Source organism: Rhizobium ruizarguesonis, from assembly GCF_012349115.1.
Classification (GTDB): domain Bacteria; phylum Pseudomonadota; class Alphaproteobacteria; order Rhizobiales; family Rhizobiaceae; genus Rhizobium; species Rhizobium ruizarguesonis.
In genome coordinates this window covers 19050-32020 of record NZ_PQIG01000100.1, presented here as the reverse complement: position 1 = coordinate 32020, position 12971 = coordinate 19050, and the positions used below count along the sequence as shown (strand labels likewise).

8 protein-coding genes and 1 pseudogene are annotated in these 12971 nt (G+C 61.4%); 5 read left to right on the top strand and 4 right to left on the bottom strand.

All coding sequences use genetic code 11. From position 1 onward, the window contains the following. Nucleotides 1-72 precede the first annotated feature (72 nt). Nucleotides 73-1260: an aq_1923 C-terminal domain gene (locus tag C3Y91_RS26210; RefSeq protein WP_018070516.1), complete on the top strand. Its 1188-nt coding sequence runs from the start codon at nucleotides 73-75 to the stop codon at nucleotides 1258-1260. 58 nt (nucleotides 1261-1318) lie between these two features. Here the strand turns inward: C3Y91_RS26210 and C3Y91_RS26205 are convergent. Both C3Y91_RS26205 and aspS read right to left on the bottom strand, forming a co-directional pair. Continuing rightward, a pseudogene (locus C3Y91_RS26205) lies at nucleotides 1319-1510 on the bottom strand (hypothetical protein); the annotation flags it as partial. A 49-nt stretch (nucleotides 1511-1559) separates the two neighbouring features. Continuing rightward, complete coding sequence (gene aspS, locus C3Y91_RS26200) at nucleotides 1560-3350, bottom strand: aspartate--tRNA ligase (RefSeq protein ID WP_020397444.1); 1791 nt, start codon at nucleotides 3348-3350, stop codon at nucleotides 1560-1562. Nucleotides 3351-3605: 255 nt separating this feature from the next. Between aspS and C3Y91_RS26195 the strand changes: the two genes are divergently transcribed. The 4 genes from C3Y91_RS26195 (at nucleotide 3606) to C3Y91_RS26180 (ending at nucleotide 9060) form a co-directional block, all read left to right on the top strand. Continuing rightward, nucleotides 3606-4997: a multicopper oxidase family protein gene (locus tag C3Y91_RS26195; protein WP_130763423.1), complete on the top strand. Its 1392-nt coding sequence runs from the start codon at nucleotides 3606-3608 to the stop codon at nucleotides 4995-4997. Between the two features lie 161 nt (nucleotides 4998-5158). Further along, a complete protein-coding gene (rnd, locus tag C3Y91_RS26190; protein WP_018070520.1) occupies nucleotides 5159-6304 on the top strand; it encodes a ribonuclease D in 1146 nt (381 codons plus the stop codon). Between the two features lie 181 nt (nucleotides 6305-6485). Next, on the top strand, nucleotides 6486-7547 hold the full coding sequence (locus C3Y91_RS26185; RefSeq protein ID WP_024321176.1) for an adenylate/guanylate cyclase domain-containing protein: 1062 nt from the start codon (nucleotides 6486-6488) through the stop codon (nucleotides 7545-7547). 154 nt (nucleotides 7548-7701) lie between these two features. Continuing rightward, entirely contained in the window at nucleotides 7702-9060 is a 1359-nt protein-coding gene (locus C3Y91_RS26180; RefSeq protein ID WP_018070522.1) for an esterase-like activity of phytase family protein, read from the top strand. 139 nt (nucleotides 9061-9199) lie between these two features. Here the strand turns inward: C3Y91_RS26180 and ppx are convergent, their stop codons facing one another. Together ppx and C3Y91_RS26170 are read right to left on the bottom strand one after the other, a co-directional pair. Continuing rightward, entirely contained in the window at nucleotides 9200-10717 is a 1518-nt protein-coding gene (gene ppx / locus C3Y91_RS26175; RefSeq protein ID WP_018070523.1) for an exopolyphosphatase, read from the bottom strand. Nucleotides 10718-10729: 12 nt separating this feature from the next. Further along, nucleotides 10730-12934 (bottom strand): RNA degradosome polyphosphate kinase, encoded by a 2205-nt coding sequence (locus C3Y91_RS26170; RefSeq protein ID WP_018070524.1) that lies wholly within the window; start codon nucleotides 12932-12934, stop codon nucleotides 10730-10732. Nucleotides 12935-12971: the final 37 nt, after the last annotated feature.

Genomic DNA, 12971 nt, shown 5'->3' with positions numbered 1-12971 from the left:
AAAGCTGGCCTAATCCGTAGTAGCGTAACTGCAGATTTCCAACCGCCACCACGCCACCAGAGGAATCACCCCATGAACTTTTCCCGGACAACGCGGCTGATGCTGTCGGGCGCCGCCTTTTTCTCGCTCGCCGGTTCGGCTTTCGCTCTCGACGGCGCCGATCTGCTGAAGAAGCTCAATGCCGCCTATGCCGTACAGGGCGGAACGATTTCGGCTGACGCAGTCGACATCGACGGCACGACCGCGACGCTGAAGAATGTCAGCGTCAAATCGGCCGGCGGCGAAAGCCTGGCAGTCGGCGAAGTCACCCTTTCCGGCGTCGAAGAAGACGAGGATGGCGGCTATTACATCGAAGAGGCAGCCTTCCCCGATATCAACACCACGAAAGACGGCGTCACGGTCACGGCGCAGGAGCTGACGCTCGGCGGCATCTCGATCCCGGCAACGGCGGGCGGCGACACGCTCGATACCATGATGCTCTACGAAACCGCCCATACAGGCCCGCTGAAGGTGGTCAAGGACGGCGCGGAAATGTTCTCGCTGCTGCAAAGCGACGTCAATCTGACACTGCGCGAAGACGAATCCGGCTTCGATTTCGATGGCGCCTTCAAAAGCATGAAGGCCGATCTCAGCAAAGCCGAGGATCCGCAGAGCAAGGACGCGATCGAGAAGCTTGCCCTGCAGCACATCCAAGGCGACATCACCATGAAGGGTGCCTGGGAACTGGCCCCCGGCACGATCGACATTTCGGAATTCGCCTTCGACTTCACCAACATCGGCAAGCTGAACCTTGGCTTCAAGATCTCGGGCTACACGATGGCCTTCGTAAAGTCGCTGCAGGATGCGATGAAGCAATCCGAAGCCGGTGCGAACAAGGAAGAATCGCAGCAGGCGCTTGGCCTTGCCATGCTCGGCCTGATGCAGCAGCTGTCCTTCGAGGCCGCGCAGGTGCGCTTCGAAGATGCCTCGATTACCAAGCGCGCGCTCGATTATGCCGGTTCGCAGCAGAATATGTCCGGCAAGCAGATGGCGGATTCGCTGAAGGCGATGACGCCGATCATGCTGGCGCAGCTCAATATCCCGGAACTGCAGAACGCCGTTTCGGCTGCCGTCAACACCTTCCTCGACGATCCGAAAAGCCTGACCGTCAAGGCCGCTCCCGAAAAGCCGGTACCGTTCCCGACGATCGTGGGTGCCGCCATGGGCGCTCCGAACACGCTGCCGCAGGTGCTTGGCGTCAAGGTTACCGCCAACGACTGATCGCTTCGATCTTGCGACGAAAGGCCCGGCAGTTCGGTACTGCCGGGCCTTTTCGTTTTCACGCGCGATGACGGGCGACCTCGGCAATGGCGAGGACTGCGATATCAAGCAATTCCTCTAGCGATGCTCCGTCCCTCGCCTGCACCGACATGCCCTGGATGATGGCACGGAGGAACCGTGCCAGCGCGCGGGGGTTCGTCTCGGACTTCATGTCGCCCTCGTGGATGCCGCGCTCGACGACCGAACCAAACAAAAAGCCCGGCGATTTGCCGGGCTTTTGCATTCGGGATCAGACGATCTCAATCCTTCTTGACCGGCGGGATCGGCCGGATCGAGAGCTCGCGCAACTGTGTCGGCGTTGCCGGGCTCGGCGCGCCCATCAGAAGGTCCTGGGCCTGCTGGTTCATCGGGAACAGCGAGATTTCGCGCAGGTTCTTCGCGCCGACGAGCAGCATGATGATACGGTCGATACCGAAGGCAGCACCGCCATGCGGGGGCGCGCCGTACTGGAAGGCACGGTAGAGGCCGCCGAAACGATCCTCGACATCCTGCTGGCTGAGGCCGACCTTCTCGAAGGCGGCAACCATGGTTTCCGGCGACTGGTTGCGGATCGAGCCCGAGGCGATTTCGAAGCCGTTGCAGACGGCGTCATACTGGAACGCCTTGATGGTCAGCGGATCCTGGTTCTGAAGCGCATCGAGGCCGCCCTGCGGCATCGAGAACGGGTTGTGGGCGAAATCGACCTTCTTTTCTTCCTCGCTCCATTCGAAGAACGGGAAGTCGACGATCCAGCAGAGTTCGAAACGGTCGCGATCGACAAGGTTCAGTTCTTCGCCGGCCTTGGTGCGGGCTTCACCGGCAAACTTGTAGAACTTCGCCGGATCGCCGGCAACGAAGAAGCAGGCGTCACCGTCATCGAGGCCGAGCTGGGTACGGATCGCGTCGGTGCGCTCCTCGCCGATGTTCTTTGCAAGCGGGCCGGCGCCCTCGAGCTTGTCACCTTCCTTGCGCCAGAAGATGTAACCGAGACCAGGCTGACCGGTCGACTGCGCCCAAGCATTCATACGATCGCAGAACGCTCTGGAACCGCCGGTCTTTGCCGGGATCGCCCAGATCTCAACCTTCGGGTTCGAGGCGATCATGCCGGCGAAAACCTTGAAGCCGGAGCCGGCGAAATGTTCGGTAACCGCTTCCATGACGATCGGGTTGCGCAGGTCCGGCTTGTCCGAACCATATTTACGGATCGCCTCGTCATAGGGGATGCGCGGCCACTCCTTGGTGACCGGCTTGCCTTCGGCGAACTCCTCGAAAATGTTGGTCATCAACGGACCCATCGTGTTCCAGACGTCTTCCTGGGTCACGAAGCTCATTTCGAGGTCGAGCTGGTAGAATTCGCCCGGCAGGCGGTCGGCGCGCGGGTCTTCGTCGCGGAAGCACGGCGCAATCTGGAAATAACGGTCGAAGCCCGCCACCATCAGCAGCTGCTTGTACTGCTGCGGCGCCTGCGGCAAGGCATAGAAGGTGCCGGGATGGATGCGGCTCGGCACCAGGAAGTCGCGCGCGCCTTCCGGCGAGGAGGCCGTCAGGATCGGCGTCGTATATTCGGTAAAGCCGACATCGCCCATTTCGCGGCGCATGGCCGAGATGACCTGGGTGCGCTTGACGATGTTCCGGTGCAGCGTTTCGCGGCGAAGATCGAGGAAGCGGTACTTTAGGCGCACGTCTTCGGGATAGTCCGGCTCGCCGAAGACCGGCAGCGGCAATTCCTTGGCGGCGGAGAGGACTTCGATCTCCTGCGCGTAGAGCTCGATCTCGCCTGTCGCCATGGTCTTGTTGACAGTATCGTCGGTGCGGGCCTTGACGAGGCCGTCAATGCGGATGACCCATTCGCCCCGCACGGTTTCCGCCATCTTGAAGGCCGGGCTGTCGGGATCGGCGACGACCTGGGTGATGCCGTAATGGTCGCGAAGGTCGATGAAGAGAACGCCGCCATGGTCGCGAACGCGGTGAACCCAGCCGGAAATACGGACGGTCGAGCCGACATCCGTCTTGCGGAGGGCGGCGCATGTGTGGCTGCGATAGCGATGCATGATCTCAAATCCTGGCATGTGGCTTAAGACGGCAGCAAGGGTTTTCAAAACCCTCAAGCGCCGACAAGAAAATCGGGCGGAAAAGCGCATGGACGCTCCGATTTGTCAAGGCTTGGCGCACGCGGCCGGGCGTTTGACACGCGTTTATGGAGAGGCTGCGACCCGTATGCTGCGGCAGTTTGGCCGCGCTTCCTGTATTGCTGAAGCTGCCGGTCAACTTTACAAGGATCGGCATTCTCACCGTGGAGCCTCCGCATGCCTCTCCTTAGCCGCCGCAACCTTCTCAAGGCATCCGCTGTCGCGGGCGCCTATGGCGTCGGCATCGGCATTGCCAGTAAATTCGGGTTTGCCGAGGCGGCTCCCGAGCCGCAGCTGCTGACGGCGGTGAAGACAGAAGCCGTGCTGACCGAGGCGGGACCGACCAGGGATATCATGAGCTGGGTGCATGACGGCATGCCGCCGATTCTCAGGATGAGGAAGGGGCGACCCTATGCGGCGCGGCTGAAAAACGGGCTCGACGAGCCGACGACAATCCACTGGCACGGCCTTCGCATCGACAACCGCATGGACGGCGTGCCCTTCATGACGCAGCCCTACGTCTATACCGGCGACAGCTTCGACTATGCCTTCACGCCGCCCGATGCCGGCACCTTCTGGTATCATCCGCATTGCAACACGCTGACGCAGATGGGGCACGGCATGACCGGTATCATCGTCGTCGAAGATCCGGCCGATCCGGAGTTCGATGCCGAGGTGGTGCTGAACCTGCGCGACTGGCGGCTGGGCGGCGACGGGCAGTTCATCGCTCCCTTTCGGCCGCGCGACGCTGCCAAGACCGGCACCTACGGCACGGTGCGCACCGCCAACTGGCATCAGGAGCCGCGATATGACGCGCCGGCCGGCGGGCTGGTTCGGCTGCGCATTGCCGTGACCGACGTGACGCGGATCTTCTCGCTGAAAATGGAAGGCGCCGACGCGACCGTGATTGCGATCGACGGCAATCCGGTGCCGAAGCGTTTTTCCCTCGACCTCCTGCAGATCGGACCGGGTCAACGGCTCGATCTTGCCGTGCGCATGCCGGATGGTGAAGGCGCAGTCGCGACGCTCGAGGATATCCGCGGCACGGCGCCGAAGACGATCGCCGGCCTGCGCGCGGTCGGATCATCGTTGAAGCGCGCGATCGGCGATCTTGGGCCGCTTGTCGACAACCCCGTCCCGAAGGCCGATCTTTCCATCGCCGAGCAGATCCCGCTGATACTGAGCGCCACTGCCGAGAATGCCGCCGTCGAAAGCATCTGCGGCACGCTCGGCTACAGTTTCTGGGCAATCAACAAGGTGCCATGGCCAGGCGACACGCCCGATCCGACGGCACCGCTTGCGGAATTGAAGCTCGGCAAGAGCTATGTCTTCAGCCTCGAGAATACCACGCCGCATGCCCATCCGATCCATCTGCACGGGATGAGCTTCACGGTGATCTCCTCCTCGACGCGGGAGGTGATGCCGCTGGTGTCCGATACCTATCTCATCCAGCCGGACGAGAAGGTGCAGCTTGCCTTCGTCGCCGACAATCCCGGTGACTGGCTGCTGCATTGCCATATCATCGAGCATCAGAAGACGGGGATGACGAGCTATCTCAGGGTAAGCTGAGGCAGTGCGCCTTCAATGCGGTTGGGCTGTGCTTCGCGCCTTGCCTCAGTTTGGACGTGATTCTTGGCCAGCAATGCTCGAAGCGTATGCTGTTGTATTGACATATCGAACCGAAAGGAGAAGGAAGGTTTAACCGACCTTTTCCTTGCGAATGAAATGATATGATCGAAACCACCGCCGATTTGGCGGCCGCCTGCAAAGAGCTGGCCAAGTCCGACTTCATTACCATCGACACCGAATTCCTGCGCGAAACGACCTTCTGGCCGGAGCTCTGCCTGATCCAGATGGCAAGCCCGACGACGGAAGTTCTCGTCGATCCGCTGGCCAAGGGCATCGATCTCGCCCCCTTCTTCGAGCTGATGGCCGATACGAAGGTGCTGAAGGTCTTTCATGCGGCCCGCCAGGACATCGAAATCATCTTCAATCGCGGCAATCTCATTCCGCATCCGATCTTCGACACGCAGGTCGCCGCCATGGTCTGCGGCTTCGGCGACAGCGTCTCCTATGACCAGTTGGTCAGCCGCATCAAAAACGTCCATATCGACAAGTCGTCGCGCTTCACCGACTGGAGCCGCCGGCCGCTGTCGGACAAGCAGCTGGATTATGCGCTGGCCGACGTCACCCATTTGCGCGACGTCTACCTGTCGCTGAAGGCGGAACTCGATCGTGAAGGTCGCAGCTCCTGGCTCTCCGAGGAAATGGACATTCTCGAGTCGCGCGAAACCTACGACATGCATCCCGACGATGCCTGGCAGCGGCTGAAGATGCGCCTGCGCAAGCCGCAGGAGCTGGCGATCCTGAAATATGTCGCCGCCTGGCGCGAACGCGAGGCACGGGCCCGCAACGTGCCGCGTTCGCGGGTGCTGAAGGACGATGCGATCTACGAGATCGCCCAGCAGCAACCCAAGGATACCGAGGCGCTCGGCCGTCTGCGCACCATTCCGAAGGGTTGGGAGCGCTCGACTTCCGGCGCTGCAGTCATCGAGGCCGTCAACACCGCACTTGCTCTTCCGAAGGCCGATATGCCGCATGTGCCACGCCAGGCGCAGGCGCCCGAAGGGGCCGCCGCTGCCGTCGAATTGTTGAAGGTGCTGCTGAAGCTGATTTCGGAAAAACACGGCGTAGCGCCGAAGGTGATCGCCAACAGCGAGGATCTCGACAGGATCGCCGCCGAGGGCGAAAAGGCCGAAGTCGCTGCCCTGCACGGCTGGCGGCGCGATCTTTTCGGCGAGCCGGCACTGCAGCTGATCCAGGGCGCGATCGCCCTGCGCTTCGTCGACCGGAAGGTCGAGACCGTCAGCCTCTGAGGCTGCTACACAATTCCTTAAATCGGCATCGATTTAAGGATAAAATTATGCAGCAATTCAAAGTGCTGCAGTGTGCGAGCGCTGAAAAGACACGCTAAGGACGCCGTGGTTTCGAATTCGCTTGACGGTTTTTTCCGGCCTGAAACAATGGCGGGAAGTAACATCACGGCGCAGAGGCGGCATGCGGGAAATATCTCCGACGCAGAATTGGATCCTGATCGCGATCGTCCTCGCGGCCAGCGGCGTCATCTATGATCTGATGTTCTACTCCAATCAGACGCCCATCATCGGAGCGATCTTCGCACTTTTCATCGGCATGCCGATCATCGCCTTCGAGCGCAAGGTGCTGCTGCGCACGATCTACCGGCGCATCCAGAAGCTGCCGACCTTCGCCTTTATCATCACCGAGCTAGTGATCTACGAGATCCTGATGAGCATCGGCTTTGCCTGCGCCGGCCTGCTGCTCTGGTCGCTCGGCATGCTGAAGCCGCCGTCGCTCCTCGATCTCGTCATCATGCCGTTCGAGGTCTTTCTGTATGCACTTGCGGTCTGCACGATGCTGATCTTCGTCTTGCGTGTGCGAGAACTGCTTGGTCGTGAAGTCTTCCTCAGCATGCTCATCAGCCGCTACCGCAATCCGGTGAGGGAAGAGCGCGTCTTCCTGTTCATCGACCTCGTCGATTCGACGGCTTTTGCCGAGAAGCATGGCGACCTCAGGGCGCAACAACTGCTGAGCTCGCTGTTTGCGACCTTCGCCGAGCCCGTCAGGCGCCACAAGGGCATGATCAACGACTATGTCGGCGATGCGGCGATCATCACCTGGCCGCTTGCCCGCGGCGTCAAGAATGCACGTTGTGTGCGCTGCATCTTCGATATCCTTGCCGATATCGAAGCCAATGCCGCGGGCTGGCGGAAGAGTTACGGGCAGGTGCCGAAGCTGCGCGCCGCCCTTCACGGCGGCGAGATCATCACCGCCGAAATCGGCGTCGACCATCACAAGATCAGCTATTTCGGCGACACGGTGAACACCACCGCCCGGTTGGAGACGCTCTGCCGCAGTCTGAACCGACCGGTGCTGATCTCCAGCGAGCTTGCCCGGCGCATGAACTTTCCCGACGACATATCTTGCGAGGATCTCGGCACCCACGCTGTGAAAGGGCGCGGCCAGGCGCTCGGCGTCATGGCGCTTTCCTCGCGTGCGGTCACCGTACTGAACACGCCGGCGGTCATTCTGCACGGCTGATGCGTAAATTCAAAGCGTTACAGCGTCCTTTGCGCGTCGGAGAAAGACGCGCGGCGCTGTAAGTACGTCACCAAAGCTTCACCCAACCGTCAATTCGCTGACATTAAAGCCCTGCTAAGCGGAAGGCCTTTGCAATCCGTTCCACGGGGATATTATGAAGAACGTCCTTTTTGCTTCCGTATCGCTTTTCATCCTGGTCGCAGGCTCCGCTTCGGCCGACCAGCAGCAGTTCTCTGCCAAGCTCGCCGGCCAGGCGATCCTGCCTGCCAACACCATGGTTCCGGCACCGGCCGACGCTCCCGAATTCCTCAAGCATTCCGGCAAGTTTACGACGCCGGACCGCAAGCGCACCGAAGCGCTCGGCACCGTTCCCGGTAAGGACGGCGCCCGCATCACCGATCTGAAGCTTCCCTTCGACGGCCAGCCAATCCAGGGGTTCTCGGGCGTCAGGACGATGGCTGACGGCACCTTCTGGACACTCTCCGACAACGGCTTCGGCTCGAAGTCCAACTCGTCGGATTCCATGCTCTTCCTGCACCAGATGAAGTTCGACTGGGCCGGCAACAAGGCTGAAGTCGTCAAGAACCTCTTCCTTTCCGACCCCAACAAGATCGCCCCGTTCCCGATCGTGCTCGAAGGCAGCGACACGCGTTATCTCACCGGCGCCGACTTCGACATCGAATCGATCCAGCCGGTTGCCGACGGCTTCTGGCTCGGCGACGAATTCGGTCCCTACATCCTGAAGTTCGACACATCAGGCCGCCTCACCGACGTCATTCCGACGACGCTCGACGGCAAGCCGGTGCTTTCGCCCGACAATCCGCTTCTCTCGGTTCCGGCCAACCCGGCCGCGAAGATGCCGGTCTTCAATCTGAAGCGCTCCGGCGGCTTCGAAGGCCTCGCCATATCGAAGGACGGAGCCAAGCTATACGGCCTGCTCGAAGGCGCCATCTACAAGGATGACGGCACGGTGGAGACCATCGATGGCCACACCGCCATCCGCGTCATCGAGTTCGATGTCGCGTCGAAGAAGTGGACCGGCCGAAGCTGGCTCTACCCGTTCGAGGACAAGGGTGTCTCGATCGGCGATTTCAACATGCTCGACGACACGACCGCTCTCGTCATCGAGCGCGACAACGGCGCCGGCACGACGGACAAGGCCTGCGCCGATCCGAAGCAGCCGAAGCCGGATTGCTTCGAAGCTCCGGCCGTGCTGAAGCGCGTCTACAAGATCGAGTTCAACGACGCCAATGTCGGCAAGGCCGTTCGCAAGATCGGCTATATCGACCTGCTGAACATCCAGGACCCCGACAACAAGAAGAAGGCCGGCAGCAAGGACGGCGTCTATGACATGCCGTTCGTGACGATCGAAAACGTCGACCGCGTCGACGCCACACACATCATCATCGGCAACGACAACAACCTGCCCTTTTCGGCCGGCCGCGCCGTCGACAAGGCTGACAATAACGAGTTCAGCCTGCTTGAGGTTGGCGAGTTCCTGAACGCGAAGTAATTCGAGCGTGATGTGAGATAGAGAGGGCGGTGCGCAGGCGCCGCCTTTTTTCGTTGACGCTGCGCGTGGGGTCGCCCCTCTGCCCCGCCGGGCCCGGCAGGCCAGAGGGGGTCCGCTCGGCACAACTGCCGCAAATCGGTTATTCGAACCGAAACGCCAACCGCTTGTTCGTCAGCCTCGACAGCTGCTGCAGGCGGCCGTCCAGGCGTTCGCCGGCGAAATCACGATATTCGGGAGGCACGACGAATTCGAGGTCGAGGTCCGGGCTCGAGGATTTGCGGAAGGTCAGGTTCTTGACGATGCCGGGCATCGAGGCCGAGAAGAGGTAGACGACGCGCAGCATGCCGCCGAGCAGCTTGGCGCGCTCGATGAGCTGCGGCGTGGCGATCTGCGCCAGCGGGCCGGTGGCGCCGTCGTCATGCAGGCCCTCGAAACGGTAATAGTTGGAAAGCGCGATAAAGGCGCGGCCCGGATGACTGATGCCGACGAAGGAAGAGTGGGCGATGACGTTCAGCGCCTGCAGGCCCCGATAGTCAGGATGGGCGCGCCAGCTGATATCGGCAAGCAGACAGGCGGCCTGACGGTAGCGGCTTTCCTCTTCGGTTTCCAGGATCCCGAAGAGGGGCATCATCCGGCCGGTCCATTCCGCCAGCTCGCGGGCATGTTCCGGCGAACGGGCACGCAGGATCGCCAGTTCGCCGGCGGCGGCAAGCAACGGATCCAGGCGGCGCTCGGACTCCGACAGCAGCGAATAGAGATATCCCTCGCGCACACCCTGCGCCGAGAAGGAAATCACCGACGGCTTCATGGCGCTCAGCACTTCCTTCATGGCGACGGCGCCAAAGGGCAGCAGTGAACGGCGGTGCTTGGAAACGGCCTGCAGCGCCGGCTCCCTGGAATCGCGCGCGGTCACCTGTTCGAGGAACAGCATCATCGCTTCGAAAGACACCTCATAGCCCTGCATCATGTGCAGCGGATAATGGGTGATTTCCATGTGCAGCTTGGCAATGTTTCGCCAGGTGCCGCCAACGGCGTAGAAGGTGCGCCCCTCGCCCTTCGACAACAGTTTTGCCGTCTTCAGCTGCTTTCGGGCAAAGGTCTGGGCCTTGGAAAGCGAGCCGCCGGCATATTCCGACAGGCGCAGGCCGCCGAGCGGCAGCGTGATGCCCTTGCCGACTTCCTTGCCCTTGATATCGATCAGCTCCAGCGAGCCGCCGCCGAGATCGCCGGCAATGCCGTCAGGATTGTAGAAACCGCTGATGATGCCGAGCGATGCGAATTTCGCCTCCTCCTCGCCGGAGAGCACGCGGACCTTGCGGTTAAGGATGGTTTCCGCCTGATGGATGAAATCAGGACCATTGCTCGCCTCGCGCGCGGCCGCCGTCGCCAGCACATACATGGTGGCGGCGCGGGCCTGGTCGGACAGAGCCTTGAAACGGTGCAGCGCTGCCAGAGCCCGGCTGACGCTGTCTTCGTCCATCTTGCCGGTAAGGGCTACGCCTTTGCCGAGGCCGCAGAGGACCTTTTCGTTGAAGAGGACGGTTGGCGAACGGGACATGCCTTCGTAGACGACAAGACGAATCGAATTCGATCCAATATCGACGACGGAGACCGGGGCGATCCCCGGAAGGCGCCCCTGGGCTTCAGATTCAACCATTTAGGTCCAGTTTTACTTGTTGTTGCGGCCTTCGAGCAGGCCGGCGATCAGCTTCGGCGCACTGGACTTCAGAGCTTCACCACGGCCCGACAGGCTCGGATTGGTCATGAAATACTGCTGCGCATTGAACGGTTCTTCGCCCCTGCGCACTTCCATGCGTCGCGACGTACCGTCGGGCAATATCTCGTAGCTTTGTTGATTGTCAATCACGTTGCCGAGCATAATCTGTGACAAGACCTGCTCGTGAACGGTGGGATTCGTCAGCGGAACCATGGTTTCGACGCGACGATCGAGGTTCCTCGGCATCATGTCGGCCGAGCCGATGTAAACCAGCGCCTTGTCGGACGGCAGGCCGTGGCCGTTGCCGAAGCAGAAGATGCGGCTGTGCTCGAGGAAGCGGCCGACGATCGACTTGACGCGGATCTTTTCCGAAAGGCCGGGCACCTGCGGACGCAGGCAGCAGATGCCGCGCACGACGAGATCGATTTCGACGCCGGCATGGCTGGCGCGATAGAGCGCGTCGATGATGTCCGGGTCGACAAGCGAATTCATCTTCATCCAGATCGCGGCCGGCGCACCGCTCCTGGCATGCTGAATCTCTTCTTCGATGTGACGCAGGATGCGCGGGCGCATCGTATAGGGGGAGATCGCGAGCTGCATGCCCTGTTCCGGCTCGCCATAGCCAGTGATGAAATTGAAGATGTTCGCCATGTCGTGGGCGATGACGGGATTGCAGGTGAAATAGGACAGGTCCGTGTATATCTTCGCGGTGATTGGGTGGTAGTTGCCCGTTCCGAGGTGGCAGTAGGTTCGCAGCTTGCCTTCCTCGCGCCGAACGACCATCGACATCTTGGCGTGGGTCTTGAGCTCGATGAAGCCGAAGACGACCTGCACGCCGGCGCGCTCGAGATCGCGCGCCCAGCGGATGTTCGCCTCTTCGTCGAAGCGGGCCTTGAGCTCGACCAGCGCCGTGACCGACTTGCCGGCTTCGGCGGCGTCGATCAGCGCGCGGACGATCGGGCTGTCGTTGGAGGTGCGGTAAAGCGTCTGCTTTATCGCCAGGACGTCAGGATCGCGCGCAGCCTGGAGAAGAAACTGGACCACCACGTCGAAAGATTCGTAGGGGTGATGGACGACCATGTCCTTTTCGCGAATGGCAGCGAAGCAGTCGCCGGCATGTTCGCGGACGCGCTCGGGAAATCGCGCATTGTAGGGGGCAAACCTGAGATCCTCGCGCGGCGCCTTGGTGATCTCGGACAGGGTGTTCAACGCCAGAAGGCCCGGCAGAACGGCGACGCGATTATCAGGGATATTGAGCGCCTGAACGACGAACTGACGCAGCGAGGCCGGCATTTCCGAGTCGGTCTCGATGCGGATGACCTTGCCGCGACGGCGGCGCTTCAGCGCCGTTTCGAAGAAGCGGACGAGATCCTCGGCCTCTTCCTCGACTTCGATATCGCTGTCGCGGATGACGCGGAACGTACCGGAGCCCTGCACCTCGTAACCCGGGTAGAGCCGATGGATGAAGATGTTGGCGACATCTTCCAGCGTGATGTAGCGGATCGTGTTTCCATCATCCGGCAGGCGGACGAAGCGATCGAGCGCCACCGGCAGGCGCAGCAGCGCCGTCATCGGCTCGCGGCCGTTCTTGCTGACGAGCTGCAAACCGATCGAGAAGCCGAGATTCGGAATGAAGGGGAACGGATGGGCAGGATCGATCGACAACGGCGTCAAAACAGGGAAGATCGCCTGTTCGAATTCGGCGGCCAGCCACTGGCGGTCGGCATCGCTCAAGGCGCCGGGGCGCACGATCAGGATATCTTCCTTGGCGAGATACTGCTGCAGCACGGCGAGCGAGGCCTGCTGCTCCATCTGCAGGTGGTCGATCTCCTGCAGGATCGAGTCGAGCTGCTCGGCCGGCGTCTTGCCGTCGGGGCTGCGGATGGCGATGTTCTGGCGCACCTGGCCCTCGAGGCCGGCGACACGCACCATGAAGAATTCATCGAGGTTGGCGGCCGAGATCGACAGGAAACGGACGCGCTCGAGCAGCGGATGCTCGGTGTTCAGCGTTTCTTCCAGGACACGCCGATTGAACTGCAGCCAGGAGAATTCTCGGTTGATGAAGCGCTCGGGGCTCTTGAGCAGTTCTTCCAGCGGGGGGGTGTTGTCGTTGATTTCCGGAGTGAGTTCCTGATGTTCTACGACTGCGCTATCCATGGTCCGCTTACCCCGTTTTCAATCGCCAAAGGCAATT